This is a genomic window from Leptolyngbya sp. BC1307 (assembly GCF_002286735.1).
GTDB lineage: Bacteria > Cyanobacteriota > Cyanobacteriia > Phormidesmidales > Phormidesmidaceae > Phormidesmis.
Genome location: NZ_NRTA01000062.1, coordinates 1 through 17,339 on the forward strand (window position 1 = coordinate 1; position 17,339 = coordinate 17,339).

Genomic DNA, 17,339 nt, shown 5'->3' on the forward strand with positions numbered 1-17,339 from the left:
AACGCTGCGGCATGTTTGCTCACCACTGGCGCTGGCGCAACAATCGGTAACTGCATCCTTCACCTCCTGCTCAAAACCTTTGAACCTAACGCCTAGTCTACCTCAGACGCGATATGATGATTTTTCTCTCATGAGAGCACAACACTCAAGTAACATCTTCGCGATGTTGAGTATGGAGTACCTATCAGGCGTAACTGCTGCATAAGTACGGTTAATAAATTTGCCGCTGAGTCCTTGGCAATCTATGTCTTGACTCTCTGTGAAAATGCGCCTATCTTTTTATCTATGGCTGTGATGCTGATCGCGCCTGTTCCGTCAAAGCTCGATGCTTCTTAGCGCCATCGGTAGGTGCACGAACACCATACCGACGGCTAACCGCATAGGATTATCAGCCAATCCCGGCGGCTATGGTTAAATGTACCCCTTAGCCACCCCGATTTGCACGTCATTTTTGTGGGTAGTTGAGGGGTATTGGGTTTTGGCTTTTTTGCCAAACTCAACCGGAGACCCGATCTTTATGTTTATTCCTGGTGACCAGGGCGCTTCAGCGTCCACAGGTGGTTTTGCTGAGCCGCCCGCTAACCCGCCCATCCCTCACGAAAATGTGCGCCACATGCTGTTTGGCAGCCTCAGCGTTGTACAGGCAACTATCAAGCAGCTACATCATCTCAACTACGCTGAGCCCAACGACTGGAGCAAACCGATCTCAACCGGCAGACCGAATGAAATGATGGCAATTTTGACCAAGCGGGTGAACATCACCTGAAGGTTGCGCTATCAAATCTATGCGGTGAGGGTACTTCTCGCAGGTGCCCTGCTTATCTTTGTGCTAGCAGGCCACTCTCTATGAAAGCGAGTAGGGCTTGCTGGTGGGGTTTGCCAAGTGATCGCACCTCTCCCAATCTCTCCGAATATTTCTCACCCGCCCGAATCTCTTCTACCGAACACAAGCCCAAATCTTGCCCCTCATTGAGCTGCAATTTGCTTAAGGGCACCGTCAGCTCACCGTGATAAAAATAGCGCTGGGTTTTACTATCGGACCGTTCCAAAAAGAGATCAAGATGAGGCGGAGTGTAGCCCAGTTCTTCTATCAGCTCTCGCTGAATTCCAGTATCTGGACGCTCTCCCGGCTCTATATGTCCGCCAAAAAAGCCCCAAATCCCCGGATAAACAATGTGGGGAAAATCATCTCGCAACTGCATGAGAAATTTGCCCTCCCGATAGAGAATTGCGAGAGTCACTTTTATGAGGGGCGATCGCATACAAACCAGTCTCACATACAACACTCCAGCCGCTTATAGCATGAGCAGAGAGATTCATGCCGCCGCCCAAAATACTTCAAAAGCCCAGTTAGTCGTCAGGGCAAAGCACACTCGCGCCTTCGTTTTGGGTAACGACAGCGCAGCCAGCATAAAATCCGGCTGGCGTTTGGGCCGGGCGAAAAATCACAATCGATTCTGCACCGGAGGCAGAGCCCTGACGCACCAGTAGCGAGCCATCCCAATAGCGCATGTCAGAAATGGTGCTAAACGGATAGCTGGTAAATTCGTTGGGAAAGCTGGGCGCAGCTAAGTCAACTAGGACGCGATCGCCTGGCAACTGAGCCCGATACAGCGCGTAGCCGCCACCCTCATTCGCATCTAAAACAAACACTGCCGACTGGTCGGTCTCTATGCAAGAATCTAGCAGCACCGGCACGGCCACATTGCCCGTCGTGCTATCTACTACCGGCTCACCCACCACTCGCTGAGCCTGCATCGTTTTTTGCTCTACCAGGCTAAGGCTAGGGCAATCGAGCGCGTCGAGCACGCTGACGCTCCAGTTGTTGCCGGTCACAGCCACTTCATTAGAAGCCCCGCTTGGCCAGTCTAGGCGAACTGCCGCGCCATCGCTAACGACTGTCGCTGTTGGAATGTCGCTGGCAGCTACGGGAGGTGCGGTCGTCATGCCATCGGCGGTCGGGGTCTCAGGCTGATCGTCAGGTGGGGAGGCAGCTCCCTCACTTTCTTCTACCTGAGCGGCAGAAAAGCTTCTAGGGGCATCGGGCCGCGAGCCATCTGCAATGTCAAAGCAGTTTGTGCCAGAGGCTTCAGCGGCTTGGCCATTGGTTGGCCCGAGGGCGACGCTGGTCTGATAGCGGGTGTATTCCCGGTAGGGCCATTGCTCAGTCTGGTCGCAGGTGTCATCTTGACAAACGCATAGATAGATTGGCACGTCTGCGTAATAGCCGCGCCATTCGGCAATGATTTCGGCTAGGTCAACGTCTTCGCCCTGAGCGTATCGAAAGGTGGGGGCAGGCGGGCTGGTCTGTGCTTGGACAGGCTGAGGCAAGGTTAGGGCAGATCCTAAAGTGAAGCTACTGGCGATCGCCAACGGCACCGCCCAGTATTCAGGCAAACTACGCATAATCTAAGGCCCTATCACTATCCACTGAACCCATGATATAACGGCGCTGACTGCCCGCTGGCCATCGTCAATACACACGGCTATCAGGGCAGTTGCTTTCTGCTAAGCCGCCGAGCCAAACATGCTGTTCAAAATCTTTCCCACGATTTGCACGCCCGAGAAAGCCTGATAGCTAAACAGACCGACTAACACCGCATTCAGCGAGATGTGGGTGTAGCGAGCAGCATCGTTGCCCTTCTGCATAAACGGCACCATTGAAGCAGAGGTGGCAATCAGCCCCATCATGCCCAACCCAATCAGCAGGTGAGGGCCAAAAAACAGTTTGCCATTATTGATGTAGGTAGACGACATCCCGCCCAGACTGCCGAGCACCATCAGCGCTAGCAAAGTTGACCCGGCCTGATGATGACGCGCCAAAAACTTACCTTTGACCAGCTCTTTTTTTTCTTCGCCAGAGGCCAGCCGGGTGCGCCGATGCTGCCAGCCTAAATATGCCGCGTAAAGTGTCAGGGCCAAAATCCCCCACATTAGCGTCGGATGGATAAAATTAAGCCAGGGTTTGATCGCCTCAAAGGTCTCGGAATTCATAGCGCTCTACTGAAAGTACTTAAAAGCTTCGCAGATTTAAGTATATTCCGTTCCCAACAATTCTGCGTAGCCCTCAATTAAGAGCAAACCGACTGCGATGAAAAGCTTTAAGCCCTTCCTGCTGGCCGCTGTCAGCGGGTTCACGATTTCGACGCTGGCAGGCCCTATGCTCCCTGCTGTAGGCCAGACTGCGCCATCTCCGGGTGCCGAGCAGACATCTGCTGACGAAGTGACAGCAGCCACATCTGCTGAGGAGGATATTAAGCCGGATGCGATCGCAGGAGACGAGGCCGAACCGGATACCGTTGAACCGAACGACGTAGAGGCAGACGATGACGCTACGGACACAGACGGTGAGCCAGATGCCGCCGCCGAAGCCAACACGCCAGCAGCCGCAAATCGCCTGAGCGAGACCGAGCGAATTCGCCGCAAGCTCATTATCCAGGCTGACCGTGAGTATGAAGCAGGCAACTTCGCCGAGGCTGAAGCTCTGTATCGTCAGGCCAAAGATGAGTCCTGGTTACTGCCCCGTCAGTTCGCTATGCTGCCGCCCGTACCCTTTAGCGACGAGGCTCTCCTATCTCCTGCCGCCGCTGTCTACTGGCGCGAAGCTCAGGCGGGTATCGCTAATAATCGCCAATCGCAGGCCCAGGTTGCCTTTGCTTTGCTCAGCGCCGAATATCCAGCTTTCATTCCGGGGCACTTGCAATATGCGGCGATGCTGCAATCCGGCGACCGTCCCGATGAGGCCAGTGCGGTTTTGGAGCAGGCGCTGACGCTTTACCCCGATCAGACTGATTTGCTTCTGGCTCAAGTCAATCTGCTGACCGCTCAAGAGCAGTGGTTAGAAGCCGCGATCGCCTCCCGCCAATTTGTCGCCCTCAATGGCGATCATCCCGCTGCCCCTGCCCAAGCGACCCTGGCCGAAGAAAATCTGAAGCGCTTTCAGAGGGAGACGCGATCTGAAATTCAGACGGGGGCGATCGCCAACCTCTTCACCGGCATCTTAGGCTACGCCTTCACTGGCAGCATCTTTGGCCCCTTCACCGCCGCCAACTCTGCCATTTTGCTGCTCCAGGGCGAAAACGCCGTCGGCGAACAGTTCTCTAACCGCATTCAGCAGCAGTTGCCCATGCTAGAAAGCCCCGAAGCGCTGGGCTACGTCCGTCAAATTGGCAATCGACTCTCTAGAGCCACTGGCCGCAACGACCTCAACTACGAATTCTTTGTAATTTTAGACCCCAACCTCAACGCCTTTGCTCTCCCTGGCGGCAAAGTCTTCGTCAACGCCGGAGCCATTCTTGACACCCACTCCGAAGCCGAACTCGCCGGACTTTTGGCCCATGAGCTTTCTCACAGCGTCCTTTCCCACGGCTTCCAAATCGCTACCCGAGGCAACCTCAGCAGCAGCGTCGCCCAATATTTGCCCTACGGCGGCCTGGTTAACAACGTTTTCCTCAGCGGCTACTCCCGCCAGATGGAGCGCCAGGCCGACATCGTCGGCACCCAAATTCTCGCAGCCAGCGGTTACGCAGCCGACGGTCTGCACAACGTCATGGTCACGCTAAATGAGCAAGCTGAGGGCGGCCCCCGCGCCCCCGCCTGGATCTCCACCCACCCCAACCCCGAAGACCGGGTCACCTACCTCAAAAACCTGGTAGAGCGCGGTGGCTACAATCGCTATAGCTATGAAGGCATTGCCAGCCATGAAGAAATTCAGGCGATCGTCGCCCGCGAACTCGCCGCCTACGAAGCCCGGCAAAGAGCCGACGATTCTGATAGCGAGCCCGAAAACGCTGAACCGGAAGCCGTCGAACCCGAAGCCGTCGAACCCGAAGAAGTGCAGACTGACCTATACGACGCCGTAGAGCGTTTCGACTGGTAGAAAACCCAGCTAACCTTACTCAAAAATGTTTCAATTTTTAAAAACAGTAGTGACAAAGTTTTTACCTTGATACACTAATGTTCATACTCTGCGGATAAAGCTGGATACTAAGGACCCAAATGGTAGCAACGAGACCCACCAAGAATCAATTCGATGAAATTCGACCTGGCGTAAAGGCTCCGGCTAAGGACACCATCCTGACCCCCCGCTTTTACACCACCGACTTTGAAGAGATGGCCAACATGGATGTCTCTGCCAATGAAGCAGAGCTAAAAGCCATCATCGCCGAGTTTAACGAAGACTACAACCGTCATCACTTCGTGCGCAGCGATCAGTTCGACGGCGCGTGGGATCATATTCAGGGCGAAACCCGCCAAGTCTTTGTTGAATTCTTAGAGCGCTCCTGTACTGCCGAGTTTTCCGGCTTTCTCCTCTACAAAGAGCTAGCCCGCAAGCTCAAAGGTCGCAATCCCATTTTGGCCGAAGGCTTCGATCTGATGTCTCGTGACGAAGCGCGTCACGCTGGCTTCCTCAATAAAGCCATGTCCGACTTCGACCTGCAGCTAGACTTGGGCTTTCTCACCAAGAGCAAGAAGTACACCTTCTTCAAGCCCAAGTTCATCTTCTACGCCACCTATCTCTCTGAGAAAATTGGTTACTGGCGCTACATCACCATCTTCCGCCACCTGGAGCAAAACCCCGAAGATACGATCTACCCGATCTTTAACTTCTTTGACAACTGGTGTCAGGACGAAAACCGTCACGGCGACTTTTTTGCAGCCATGATGAAGTCTCAGCCGCAGTTCTTGAACGATCTCAAAGCTCGCCTGTGGTGCCGGTTCTTCCTGCTGTCGGTCTTTGCCACGATGTTCCTTAACGACATTCAGCGCAAAGACTTCTATGCGTCGCTGGGGCTAGATGCTCGTGAATACGACATCGAAGTGATCAAAAAGACTAACGAGTCTGCCGGTCGCCTGTTCCCTATTGTCTTAGATGTAGAAGATCCTAAATTCTTCTCTAAGCTAGATGAGTGCACCGGGCATACGGCGGCGATTAGCAACATCAGCCAGTCTGGTCAAAACAAGGTCTTGCAAACGCTGCGCAAGATTCCTCATATCGTGGCGATTGGTACCCGGTTGATTGGCCTGTACTTCATCAAGCCGATTCGGGTGGATGGCGATCGCGCCGTTGTCCGATAGAGTGCCTTTGTAATTCGGGCTCAGCCGAACTGAACAGCTAAAAAATGGGGCAGGGCAGAGATGTCTTGCCCCATTTCATTTTGATAAGGTCCTTCTCTCCTGTCTCTATCGGTTCGACTCTCTATGGGTTCGACGGCCACCGCGTCCAAAGTGCTAGCCCTCCGCCTTTTCCGCGCGCCGCAATGTATTGCTCTTCAACTTCAAAGAATGTAAAAAAGGCCTGCTCTTTCAGAGATAGTGATTCAAACCTTTGAGCTTGAGCTTCGCCGCCGCGCAGTGATCCGCTGTAAAGTGTGAGCGCGCCGATGCTCGCTTTGATTGCCGTGAAGTCAAATCCGAGGCTGTTTGTTTTGGGCCAAAAGCGCGTCGGGCCAGTGAGCTGAAGCTGAAGCCCGCTGATAGAGACCGAATTTTTTACCGTGGGGCGATTGCGTAGCGTCTCCTGCGAAGAATTATCTGCCTCGCTGTCTGCTTTAGTGTAGGTAATCGTAATCGTCACGAATTTGGGCAAAAAGCGTCCCGTACCCGGCACTTTCGTGGGCTTGGCACCGGGTCTGGAGCGTTTCTTTTGAGTGCCTGAAACAAATCCCAGCCGCCAAGAGCCTAGCAATTGCTCATAGTCGTAGCGCGGTTTGGTTTGCTTACTTTGCTTTTCGGCGGCTAACAGTGCAGCGACTACATCGGCTGGCGCTGGAGCTTGCCCGCCTTGCTGAATATAGCTTACGGCTGCTGCGATCGCTCCGGTTGTCATCTTTGCCCTCCTGGTAATACCTTCCCTGACTTTTTCAGGGCATTCTCAGACATTTCGAGAGCCTGCTTGATAAGGTTAAAGCGTGGTTACTCTGTCTCGCGAAGCACCTATGTCTACGGCCTATCGTACCTTTCCTCAGCAGGCAGCGGATCGTTCTAGCGCTGACTATCGCTTGGAGCGCATTCATTTAGAAGTGACCAACGTATGTAACTTCAAGTGCGAGTTTTGCCCGGATGCCATTATGCAGCGCCAGCGGGGGCACATGGACTTAGCGCTGCTAAAAAAGGCGCTAGATGAGATTGCAGATCACCGGCTGGCGAAGATCGTGGCCTTCCATTTGATGGGGGAGCCGCTGATTTATCCGCATATCTTCGAAGCCATTGAGATGGCCTGCGCCCGGCAGCTCAACCTTCATCTCACGACCAACGGCAGCACCTTTCACATTCGCCCCGAGCATATTCAAAAGCTGGTTCGCTCTGGCATTCCCAAAGTCACTATCTCCCTACAGACACCAGATCCTGATACCTTTGTCATCCGAGGCGCGCCGCCCATGCTCAAACCTGAGCAATACTTTACAGGTATCACCCGCTACGTACAGGCTAATCTGGCGAATGCAAATTCTTCTACCCGCGTACACCTCAAGTTTTTAGATACGACGCCGCACCCTTTCTTAGTGCCGCATAAAACCATGCACGTTGTTGAAGGAAAAGAACAGATGCAAAAGCAGTTGAGAGAGTGGAGCGATCGCCTCCTCTCGGCCCACCCCAATCGCCCCTCAGCTGAAGTCATCGAACAAAAGCTGGCAAAGCACAAACCCGGACGCTGGCAAGTCATTGAACTCACTCCCAAGCTCGCCTTGGAAACTTTCCCCCTTGATAGCTGGGGCAATGTCGAAAGTGCTACCGTTGTCCCCGCGAGCTTTGGCTACTGCAACGGCACCACCGATCAGGCGGGCATCCTTTACGACGGCACCGTCGTCCCCTGCTGCAAAGACTACGACGGTCAGATTCCGCTGGGGAATCTCAACAACAATACCCTCAGCAACATTCTTGACCATCAAGCTCCTGCCTGCGGGCTACGCGCGGGCTTCGACAAATTTCAGGTCACCCATCCTGTCTGCAAACGCTGCATGGGCGCAGATACTCCGCAAAAATCACTGCTGCGCCAAATTGGCTCCATTGCCTACTTCAAGCTCTACAACCCCATTATGAAAAGGCTCAACCCAGGTTGGGGAGAAGTGTAGCCAATCGCTGAAGGCGTAGCCAGGTAATGCCCGAAGTTTGGTAGAATCTGACCACCAAAAGGCATCAGGCTCTCAGCGAAAAAGTTTTACAGTTCTCAACCCCATTTTCATGTTGGATACACCTGAGCCAACGCCTTCTCAGCCATCTCATCGTCTGTATTCGCTTTTGCTGAAGGCGAGTGCGGGTTTGGGAACGGTCGTCTTACTCGGCGGTGTGGGGTTTGTGATTTGGGGCGATCGCATCATCACCGAAAGAATTCTGCCGCGCATAGAAGTCGCCATAGAAGACGCGGTTGATCGGCCCATCAAGCTAGGCGCGTCACAGGGAACGTCGCTATTTGGATCTGGTAACCACCTTTGGCGGCAGTCTGGCAAATCCTGTTGTGGAAGGTGAAGCAACGGTTGTCGATGCGCAGGTTAATGAGCAGCCTATTGAACAAGTAGAGGCAGATTTCACCTATCGCAATGCTGTTTTGCGTATAGATAGTGAAACTGCTGTTGTGCCTAATAACAATCCGATTACGCTTGAGGGCACGATTCTCTACGCTCTGCCCTTCATGACGGTGCAGCCTTCTACTGAGCAGATAGATCTGACGGCCATAGTGCCCAACAGCAGCTTTGAAGTGATCAATGCCTTAACAGACGATCAGGTGCGTTGGGAGAGTGGCCGGGGGAGAGTCGTGGTAGAGGTCGGAGGCACTCTAACAGAGCCCGTGGTCGCGGGGCAAGCTAGCTTTAGAGAAGGAACAATCGTCAGCTCTCTTTTAGAGGATGATCTAACTGACTTAAACGGAGACGTGCAGTTCGATCTCGAACAAGTGAATATTCAGCAGCTACAGGCAAGAATGGGTGATGGCCAGTTAGCCGTGACGGGGACGCTGCCGCTGCTGCCGTCGGGGCAGTCGGTTTTGGCGGAAGGGCTGCCGTCGTTGCAGACAAAACAAATGCCACCAGAGTCTCAAAATCGTAGCGGCTTATCGATCGCTCTCCAAAACCTACCGGTTGACTACAGCGATATCTTGCAGGCCACCTTCGGCGGACGGGTGTTTGTAACCGGCGCAGTCTTAGCACCTACCGTCAGCGGCAATGTGGAAATTGAAAATGGCCAGATTCAGGCCAATCGACTGTTGAGGCAGGCAGGGTTGATCGATCTACCGACCATAGAAGAGGTAGAAGATGTGAATCCTTACCGGGCTGAGTATCTGGATGTCGATCCGCTCGCATTGCAGCCTGCTGAGGAACCCAAGGGGCTGCTGGACCGGCTGACGCTCCAAAATTTTGGCCTGACGTTACCAATATGCGTAGTTCTCATTCACATATAGCAAGGCGCGAATGCATCCGCGTTTTGCCATATCTCATCTAAAACCTATTCTGCGTTTTCTGCCGATGAGATGAGCTTTTCTAGGCGATTGAGCTTGTCATCAGCGAAAGTGCGAATAGTTTGTAGTAGATATAGGTCTTCGTAGCCGAGGCGGGCCAGAGACTTCGTCACATAGTTCTGATAGCGCTCGTGTAAGCCAATTCTGGTCATTAGCTGGCTCAGAGAGACTTTGAGCTGGCCGTATTGTTCTACAAGCATTTTCTCGCTGTTGAGCCGCTGATCTTCTATTTGTACTTGGGTCTGTTGCTCGGCTAGCATAAAGCTGTAGAGCATCACCGCTTGGGAGAGATTTAGCGAGGGCTGCGGATTGGCCTGGGGAATGGTTGTAAAGATGTCGCACTGGTCAGCGTCTTGATTGCTCAGACCGGAGCGCTCGCTGCCGAAGACGATGGCGACACGCTGTAGGCTGCCACCTTTGGCGCTGAGAACGGTGGGCAGGTCGCGGACTGAAATGTAGTGATACTTTTGCAGGCGATGGCGGGCAGTGGTAGCGCAGGCTAAGTCAATATCGTGCAGGGCGTCAGTGAGCTGTTCATACACAGGGGCGGTTTCTAGAATGTGTTCAGACCCGTGGGCAAAGGCTCTGGCTATCCCACTAAGAGGGTCGGTTTGAGGGCGCACCAGCCGCAGATCCGCATAGCCCATGGTGTTGATTGCGCGGGCGGCAGCGCCAATATTGCCTGCTTCGCCGGGCTCGACCAAGATGAACGAAAACTGAATCACGACCTAGATCCGTTTATGACTGTGTGTTGCAAGAACGTGTGTTGCAGGCGACTTCGTTACCACAGCTAAAATTTAGATAGCTGAAATTTAGACAGCTGAAAAGTAGACTGGTAGTTAGGGCGTTGCTCAAGTCAGCGTCAGCTGTCTGCAAGTTGGGAGATTTGCCATGCCAGAAATACTCACTCAGCAAACCTGTATTCCCTGCTCGGGTTCGATGCCGCCGGCTACGCCAGCAGAAGTGGCTCAGCTCCACCAGCAGCTACCTGAATGGGCCATCATCCATGCTGGCGCGGTGCCGCAACTGCAGCGTCAGTATCAGTTTGCCAACTTCAAACAGGCGCTGGCGTTTACAAATAGTGTGGGCGCGATCGCCGAATCGCACAACCATCACCCGGCCTTACTCACAGAATGGGGAAAAGTCACGGTCACCTGGTGGACTCACGCCATCAACGGGCTGCATCGAAATGACTTTATCATGGCAGCGAAAACGGATGAAGTAGCGCAGGAATAGGTCAAAAAGCCCAGTCCTGCCAAGGCTTATCGACACAGCGGGCTTCAGTACGCTCTACGCTAAACCTTGCCTTTGCTCTTTTCGATATGCTCCATCATCCGCATTTTTTTCGCTTCGTTGCCCTTGGTGGGTTTAGCGATATTGTCCAAAGGAATGTTGGCGCTCTGAGCGAGGTGCTGTCTGATCTGCTGCTTGTCTGCCATGAGATAATTTACTCTTAAAGTTGCCCGAAAGCTGCCCGATTGAGGGGCGCTGTCAATTTACGCAATAAAGAGACTAACGTATAAGCACGACCGTTTCAACATCATATAGAGTAGTAGCGCCGTCGGTTTGAAAAGATGTTAGAGGCAAACGAATGCCAGATCAGCAGGTGCAGCGGGCAGATAGTCAGGCTTCAGGCGCAGGGCTAAGCATTGCGGTGGTGGGTGGCGGTGCCGCCGGGTTCTTTGGCGCGATCGCTGCTGCCGCCCATTCTAACCATCAGGTCACTCTCTACGAAGCTGGCCCCGAACCGCTGGCCAAAGTACGCATCTCCGGCGGCGGTCGTTGCAATGTCACCCATCACTGCTTCGACCCGGGGCAGCTCGTGCAAAACTACCCCCGGGGCGGCAAAGCGCTGCGAGGAGCCTTCAGCCGGTTTCAGCCCAAAGACACAGTGGCCTGGTTTGCGCAGCGCGGAGTGAAGCTCAAAACCGAAGCCGATGGTCGTATGTTTCCGGTGACAGATGACTCAGCGACGATTATCGACTGTCTGACCGGGGCGGCTCGTCAGGCAGGGGTGCGCATCAAAACGCGATCGCCTATTATCAGCGCCAGCCGTTCAGGCAGTGGCTTTCAGCTGCAAATCAAGTCTCCAGATGCCGATAGCGTGAACTGCGATCGCCTGCTGCTCACGACCGGCAGCAGTCCGGCTGGCCATCGCATCGCCAGGGCGTTGGGGCATACGGTCGAGTCATCTGTGCCGTCGCTGTTTACTTTCAACATTGCCGATAAGCAACTACACCAGCTCAGCGGCGTAGCCGTCAATCCGGTGGCCCTACAGCTCAGAGCCGAAGGCATCAAACCGCTAACGCAAACGGGGCCGCTGCTGATTACTCACTGGGGATTGAGCGGGCCAGCAGTGCTTAAGCTGTCGGCATGGGGAGCCAGGCTGCTACACAGTCAACGCTACCGGGCAACAGTGGTCGTAAATTGGCTACCGGACTTTAGCCAGGAGCAGGTGCGGGCAGACTTACAGCAGGTAAAAGCGGCGAATACTAAACGAGCGATCGCTACCTTTAGCCCCTTTGCCCCGCTCTCCAAGCGGCTCTGGCAATATCTCCTCAGCCGCATTGAGATCGATCCGACTTTCACCTGGGCCAATTTGTCAAAAAAGCAGCTCAGCCGTCTAGTAGAGGAACTGAATCAGGGCAGCTTTACGGTTGTGGGCAAAGGCGCTTTTAAAGATGAATTTGTCACCTGTGGAGGCGTACGACTCAAAGAAGTCAACTTTAAAACTATGGAAAGCCGACTGTGTCCGGGGCTGTACCTGTCGGGAGAGATTTTGGATATTGATGGTATTACCGGCGGGTTTAATTTTCAGAGCGCTTGGACAACCGGCTGGTTGGCAGGTCAGGCGTTGGCCCAGTCTCGCTAGCTTTGACGGTCTGGCTTTGATGGTTAGGCTTTGACGGTCTCTGGCTTGGATGGTCTGGCTTAGAGGGTCTGGCTTTAAGCAGCAGCGCTCAAATCGCTGGGAATTTTGATTGTAAACGTCGTCCCCACGCCTATCTGAGACTGGCAGGTAATCTCTCCGTGATGTTTTTGGGTGATAATCTGATGGCTGATAGAGAGCCCCAAACCGGTGCCCTGAGCGGCAGGTTTGGTCGTGAAAAAAGGATCAAATATCTTTTCGACCAGGTCGGCAGGGATCCCAGGGCCATTGTCCGCTATGGAGATCAAGAGGTGCTGGCGAAGCGCTTGAGTTTTGATGGTGATAGTCGGCTGAGCGTTTTGTTTTTCATCTGTTGGTTTTTCTACCTGCTCAAAAGCGTCAATGGCATTGGCTAACAGATTCATAAAGACCTGGCTGAGCTTACCAATATCGCAGTTTATCGCGGGCAGTTTGCCATAGTGCTTAACAATAGCGACAGACTGTTTCCCGCCCGCTGTTTTCAGGCGGTAGTTGAGCAGCATGAGCGTGCTGTTGATGCCCATATGAATGCCGGCTCGATGAAAACCTTGCTGCTGCCCTGCGTGCGAAAAGTTGCGCAGCGATCGCACAATTTCAGCCACGCGATTAGCACCAACCGTCATCGACTCTAAGATTTTTGCGAGATCTTGGCTAATAAAGTCTGGCTCGGTTTCTTCTATTTTTAAGGCGATCGCGCCATCCGTTTCTCCGTAAGTCTTTCGATAGAGCTGTAGCAGCTCAGTCAAGCTGTCAGCATACTGTCGAATATGCCAAATGCTGCCGCTGATAAAACCCAGCGGGTTATTGATTTCATGGGCCACGCCTGCGACTAATTGCCCTAGAGAAGCAATTTTTTCTGAATGCACCAGATTGGCTTGGGCTCCTCGTAACTCCTCTAATGTGCGGGCTAGCTGCTCATTTTTCTGATGAAAGGCTTCTGTACGGGCCTGGACGCGCTTCTCTAGGCCGATATTTGTCTGATGTAGAGTGGCCTTGACCTTTTCTGTCTCAGCCACTGCCTGTTTGAGGCGCTGTACCGTCAGCCGCATCTCTAGCTGACTAACAACCTGGCGGGCCAACGCCTTTAGCGCCTCACTTTGAGTGGCCGTCAGCTGCTTCGGTTTAGGACTAATCACGCAGAGTGTGCCCATGGCATAGCCTTCACTGCTGACCAGTGGCGCACCCGCATAAAAGCGGATGTGGGGCTCACCGACAACCAGCGGATTGTTGGCGAAGCGCTCATCTTTATGGGCATCTGGAACGACCATCACCTCAGGCTGCAAAATGGCGTGCGCACAAAAAGCCATGTCGCGAGGGATTTCTGTTGCCTCTATGCCCACCCTAGACTTAAACCATTGTCTGGCAACGTCAATCAGGCTGACCAGGGCTACCGGCGTATCGCAGATATACGCGGCGATCGCCGTCAGGTCATCATAGGTTGTTTCTGCGACCGTATCTAAAATCTGGTAGTGCAGCAGCTTTTGAATTCTCTCATCTTCATTATCGGGATAGTCAGCGGGTACCGCTCCCATTCGGGACTCTGGCGGTTCAGAAACTGAGTTAGGTCGCATCATATATCAGAGTGAGGTTGGTTAACGCTGCTTATTTGTAGTTGAGTTTTGAATTAAGATTTAATATGGCGAGCCAACGGCCTTGCGGCAAAGTCTATCCTTTATGTAGACAGATTATGCCCAGTCTCGCTCTAAAAAGCTTTGGGAACTAATGCTTTGTTCGTGCTCATTACTGTTTGCCTCCAGCTTGTAGCGAGCTGCTAGCAGAGGCCCGCTTTCGCGACAGTCAGAGCCCAGCGTCAAGTCATTAAAGAAGGGCCGCTAGCGATGCCCTTAGTCGATGGCTTCAGCGTTAGGGAAGTGATGAAATTGCAGTCGTGATAGCTGTCTGTACGATTACTGGAAACCGCTTCTACAGATCGTTGGGAATCTTCAGTGTAAAAGTGGTTCCCACCCCTGGCTGAGACTGGCAAATCAGCTCTCCTCTATGCTTTTGGGTAATGACCTGATGGCTAATAGAGAGCCCCAAGCCAGTGCCCTGATCCAAAGGCTTAGTGGTAAAAAAGGGATCAAATATTTTTTCAACCCGCGCTGCCGACATGCCAGAACCGTTATCTCTAATGACAACCAAAACGTGATCATCGAGCGCTTGAGTTTCAATCCAGATAGTAGGCTCAGCCAGCGCAGAGCTATCTGCCATCTCGCCTAGTGCATCGAGTGCGTTGGCCAGCAGATTCATAAATACCTGATTGAGCTGACCGAAGTTGCAATTGATCTCAGGGATATCTCCGTAGCACTTAGTCACAGTCACAGGCTTTTGCGTTTGGCCGATCATCTTTAGCCGGTGGCTCAGCAGCAGCAGTGTACTATCAATGCCATCGTGGATATCAGCCAGGTCAAATTCCTCTCGGCCCAGGCGTGAAAAGTTGCGCAGCGATCGCACAATTTCAGTCATCCGAGTAGTGCCTATCTGCATCGCATCTAGCATGTCTACCAGGTCGGCAGTGATGAAATTGAGATCGATGGCTTTAATAGTTTCAGCGATCTCCCTGTCTTCCTCTCCATACTTATTGCGGTAGAGCTGCAGCAGCCCAATCAAATCATTGCCATACTCACTGGCTAGATCGATACTGCCATTGACAAACCCCAGCGGATTGTTGATCTCGTGCGCCACGCCCGCCACCATCTGTCCCAAAGAGGTAATCTTCTCAGAGTGAACCAGCTGCCCTTGAGCCTGCTGTAGCTGGCCTAGTGTTTCGCCGATACGCTGCATCGTCAGCCGCATATCTAGCTGGCTGACCACCTGACGGGCAAGTGCTGCTAGCGCCGCGATCTGCTTGTCCGTAAGCTGCTTAGGCTCAGAATCAATTACACAGATTGTACCTAGCGCATAGCCTTCGGCAGTAATCAGCGGCGCACCGGCATAGAAGCGAATGTGGGGCTCTCCTATCACCAGCGGATGATGAGCAAAGCGCGGGTCTTTTGTTGCATCTGCAACTACCATGACTTCTGGCTCTAAGATGGTATGAGCGCAAAGCGCTAAATCGCGCGGCGTTTCGCTGAAGCTGAGACCTACCCTAGATTTGAACCACTGCCTGGAATCATCAATGAGACTGGTCATTGCCGTCTCAGTTTCACAAATACAAGCGGCAAGCGTCGTCAGGTCGTCATAGGCGAGTTCGGCCTCAGTATCTAAAATCTGGTAGCTCAAGAGCTTAGCCATTCTCTCCTGCTCATTGAGAGGTAGGGCGGCAGGGACTGCCTTTCGAGGAGGATCTGGCGGCACATCAGAAGGGATAGATCTCATGAGTATAGGTAAGGTTTAACGAGCGTTGCCGAACGAGAGCTGAATTAGCCTGTTTTTCTAGCGCTTGCACCTGCCACAGTGTGCGCCATTAGATTTAGACAGCGCTGTAGTCAAACTCTATAGCGCTTAACAGTCTCAGTCATTGCAACGTTTCAGCTTGGTTCGAGTATGCCCACCGATCTAGACATACAGTTCGCCGCTTAGCCACCATGCCTCAATTCCGTCAATTCTTCATAAATCTCTCTGCTTTTTTTATCTTATCTGAATAGGTTATGTAGAAACTCTCTATTCATCTAGTTAACTCGATGCGACAGTTCTCTCACTTCTCCAGGTCTCGTCGTAGTGCTTCTAGCTCGTCATCAACGCTCATGCTAGGAGGGTTAGGTCTGGTGCGTCGTGGAGAAGAAGTCCTGCTAGCAGCCTGAGGAGACCGTCTGTTGCTAGTAGGGGTCACATCGGAGCCTGTCAACCGCAAATATCCTAAGTACGCGACGCCGATCAGACCGAAGACTAGCCATATCAGAACCTGAAAAGGCATATACGTCAAAACGAGAATCCGTATTTTGCTCATAATCCAGGCAATGCCTAAATAGCCCGCCCCAATTAAAGCAACGCCCTGCACAATGCGATATGTACGAATTTCTGCAAGGGGCAGTCGCTGCTTTGATACCCACAGCGACACCCCTACGTAATAGAGCGGCGCTAGCAGCAGCAGAATGTCAGCTTCTTGAACGATCCGGCCCCAACCTGACGCATGGGTGGCATACCAGACATATCCGGCTGCCATAAACAAGCTCAGAACGGCCAAAGCCAAGTTGATGTTCAGAACTAGCGGTTCTTCCCTATCGCCAGGAATGGCAATGCAAATGCCTAGAGCCAGCCAGGGCAGCACAAACATCGCTAGCAGCAGCGCCAGCCTGTTATCGTAAATTAGCGTATAGAGGTCTTGTAAGGTCATAAGCCAGTACCCAATGAGCCTCTATGATAGTACCCATCTTCCTACTACGGCTCATGTCCCCGCTTCCTACTACAGCTCATGTCCCCGCTTCCTGCTACAGCTCGTGTCCCCGGCTGTATGATTGCGGTTTTTATAAAAGACCTTTAGGGTTTCAGCTGCAATGGGTCAGCCCAGTAATGCCCCACGTCAGATCACTTGCCGGGCCTCGGCAATGTTGCAAATTATCGTTAGAGGTTGGTTGAGGAAACCTCTTCTGGTGTTAGAACAAGTCCGCGATGGTCTTGCTCCACAGGAAAGCTCAGATTGATGTTTTGTAGCGTCATGGTACCTTCTGCTTTTTTGCAGGTCAGAATCGTCCATTTACCTGCATCATTAATTACCTGAGATAGCAGTAATTACCTGAGATAGCAGTATCGATCTGTTTAGTTTTTGGGGGACCATCATAGCTTTCGGATTTCGTCAGAGCATTCATCTCTGTTTTCTATAGACTTCAAAAAGTTGTCTAGCTCTAGAACAAAAGCTCTTATTTTAGAAACAACATCTCTCTGCTTTTTCTGAAAGCTTTTTACGTCTTCAGTATCCATCTCAGCTCGACTTTATCCATTTGGCCAAATAGGAAAGCAGCAAGCACAATAGATTTGTCATAACCGGCTGGCTGCGAAATGGAAATACTAGAAGCGTTGGGACGATTTGCGCCACTATTC

Annotated in this window: 17 protein-coding genes; 8 read left to right on the plus strand and 9 right to left on the minus strand. The window is 52.6% G+C overall.

The annotated features are described in order from the left end of the window. Positions 1-517 precede the first annotated feature (517 nt). Positions 518-766, plus strand: a complete 249-nt coding sequence (locus tag CKL79_RS19975; RefSeq protein WP_121971328.1) for a hypothetical protein — start codon at positions 518-520, stop codon at positions 764-766. Between the two features lie 52 nt (positions 767-818). Here CKL79_RS19975 and CKL79_RS19980 read toward each other — a convergent pair whose 3' ends face one another. The 3 genes from CKL79_RS19980 to CKL79_RS19990 all read right to left on the minus strand — a co-directional run bounded on the left by CKL79_RS19980 (position 819) and on the right by CKL79_RS19990 (position 2,994). Next, a complete protein-coding gene (locus CKL79_RS19980) occupies positions 819-1,262 on the minus strand; it encodes an NUDIX hydrolase (RefSeq protein WP_121971315.1) in 444 nt (147 codons plus the stop codon). Between the two features lie 88 nt (positions 1,263-1,350). Further along, positions 1,351-2,406 (minus strand): hypothetical protein, encoded by a 1,056-nt coding sequence (locus CKL79_RS19985; RefSeq protein WP_121971316.1) that lies wholly within the window; start codon positions 2,404-2,406, stop codon positions 1,351-1,353. Positions 2,407-2,508: 102 nt separating this feature from the next. Then, entirely contained in the window at positions 2,509-2,994 is a 486-nt protein-coding gene (locus CKL79_RS19990; RefSeq protein WP_121971317.1) for a DUF4079 domain-containing protein, read from the minus strand. A gap of 97 nt (positions 2,995-3,091) precedes the next feature. Between CKL79_RS19990 and CKL79_RS19995 the strand changes: the two genes are divergently transcribed. Both CKL79_RS19995 and acsF read left to right on the plus strand, forming a co-directional pair. After that, complete coding sequence (locus CKL79_RS19995; RefSeq protein WP_121971318.1) at positions 3,092-4,879, plus strand: M48 family metallopeptidase; 1,788 nt, start codon at positions 3,092-3,094, stop codon at positions 4,877-4,879. 119 nt (positions 4,880-4,998) lie between these two features. Continuing rightward, positions 4,999-6,078 (plus strand): magnesium-protoporphyrin IX monomethyl ester (oxidative) cyclase, encoded by a 1,080-nt coding sequence (gene acsF, locus CKL79_RS20000; RefSeq protein ID WP_121971319.1) that lies wholly within the window; start codon positions 4,999-5,001, stop codon positions 6,076-6,078. 121 nt (positions 6,079-6,199) lie between these two features. Here acsF and CKL79_RS20005 read toward each other — a convergent pair whose 3' ends face one another. Further along, the gene (locus CKL79_RS20005) at positions 6,200-6,829 is read right to left on the minus strand and encodes a hypothetical protein (protein WP_121971320.1); all 630 of its coding nucleotides are present in this window, start codon (positions 6,827-6,829) and stop codon (positions 6,200-6,202) included. A gap of 109 nt (positions 6,830-6,938) precedes the next feature. On the opposite strand from CKL79_RS20005, the gene CKL79_RS20010 reads away from it, so the two are divergent. From CKL79_RS20010 to CKL79_RS20015, 3 genes are all read left to right on the plus strand, one after another. After that, entirely contained in the window at positions 6,939-8,072 is a 1,134-nt protein-coding gene (locus CKL79_RS20010; protein WP_121971321.1) for a radical SAM/SPASM domain-containing protein, read from the plus strand. Positions 8,073-8,181: 109 nt separating this feature from the next. Further along, on the plus strand, positions 8,182-8,466 hold the full coding sequence (locus CKL79_RS22940) for a hypothetical protein (RefSeq protein ID WP_141242255.1): 285 nt from the start codon (positions 8,182-8,184) through the stop codon (positions 8,464-8,466). Further along, complete coding sequence (locus CKL79_RS20015) at positions 8,411-9,394, plus strand: translocation/assembly module TamB domain-containing protein (RefSeq protein ID WP_121971322.1); 984 nt, start codon at positions 8,411-8,413, stop codon at positions 9,392-9,394. The genes CKL79_RS22940 and CKL79_RS20015 overlap by 56 nt, the downstream gene beginning before the upstream one ends. A gap of 44 nt (positions 9,395-9,438) precedes the next feature. Here the strand turns inward: CKL79_RS20015 and CKL79_RS20020 are convergent, their stop codons facing one another. Then, on the minus strand, positions 9,439-10,176 hold the full coding sequence (locus tag CKL79_RS20020; RefSeq protein ID WP_240518993.1) for a TrmH family RNA methyltransferase: 738 nt from the start codon (positions 10,174-10,176) through the stop codon (positions 9,439-9,441). 166 nt (positions 10,177-10,342) lie between these two features. Between CKL79_RS20020 and CKL79_RS20025 the strand changes: the two genes are divergently transcribed. After that, positions 10,343-10,687 (plus strand): 4a-hydroxytetrahydrobiopterin dehydratase, encoded by a 345-nt coding sequence (locus tag CKL79_RS20025; RefSeq protein WP_121971323.1) that lies wholly within the window; start codon positions 10,343-10,345, stop codon positions 10,685-10,687. A gap of 59 nt (positions 10,688-10,746) precedes the next feature. Here CKL79_RS20025 and CKL79_RS23300 read toward each other — a convergent pair whose 3' ends face one another. Further along, positions 10,747-10,890 carry a hypothetical protein gene (locus CKL79_RS23300; protein WP_170944133.1) on the minus strand — a complete coding sequence of 48 codons (144 nt, stop codon included), beginning with the start codon at positions 10,888-10,890 and terminating at the stop codon, positions 10,747-10,749. Positions 10,891-11,042: 152 nt separating this feature from the next. On the opposite strand from CKL79_RS23300, the gene CKL79_RS20030 reads away from it, so the two are divergent. Further along, the gene (locus tag CKL79_RS20030; protein WP_121971324.1) at positions 11,043-12,323 is read left to right on the plus strand and encodes an NAD(P)/FAD-dependent oxidoreductase; all 1,281 of its coding nucleotides are present in this window, start codon (positions 11,043-11,045) and stop codon (positions 12,321-12,323) included. 74 nt (positions 12,324-12,397) lie between these two features. Here CKL79_RS20030 and CKL79_RS20035 read toward each other — a convergent pair whose 3' ends face one another. The 3 genes from CKL79_RS20035 to CKL79_RS20045 all read right to left on the minus strand — a co-directional run bounded on the left by CKL79_RS20035 (position 12,398) and on the right by CKL79_RS20045 (position 16,635). Further along, positions 12,398-13,933 (minus strand): ATP-binding protein, encoded by a 1,536-nt coding sequence (locus CKL79_RS20035; RefSeq protein ID WP_121971325.1) that lies wholly within the window; start codon positions 13,931-13,933, stop codon positions 12,398-12,400. Between the two features lie 349 nt (positions 13,934-14,282). After that, complete coding sequence (locus CKL79_RS20040; RefSeq protein WP_121971326.1) at positions 14,283-15,677, minus strand: ATP-binding protein; 1,395 nt, start codon at positions 15,675-15,677, stop codon at positions 14,283-14,285. A 319-nt stretch (positions 15,678-15,996) separates the two neighbouring features. Beyond that, positions 15,997-16,635 carry a hypothetical protein gene (locus CKL79_RS20045; protein ID WP_121971327.1) on the minus strand — a complete coding sequence of 213 codons (639 nt, stop codon included), beginning with the start codon at positions 16,633-16,635 and terminating at the stop codon, positions 15,997-15,999. Between the last annotated feature and the right edge of the window lie 704 nt (positions 16,636-17,339).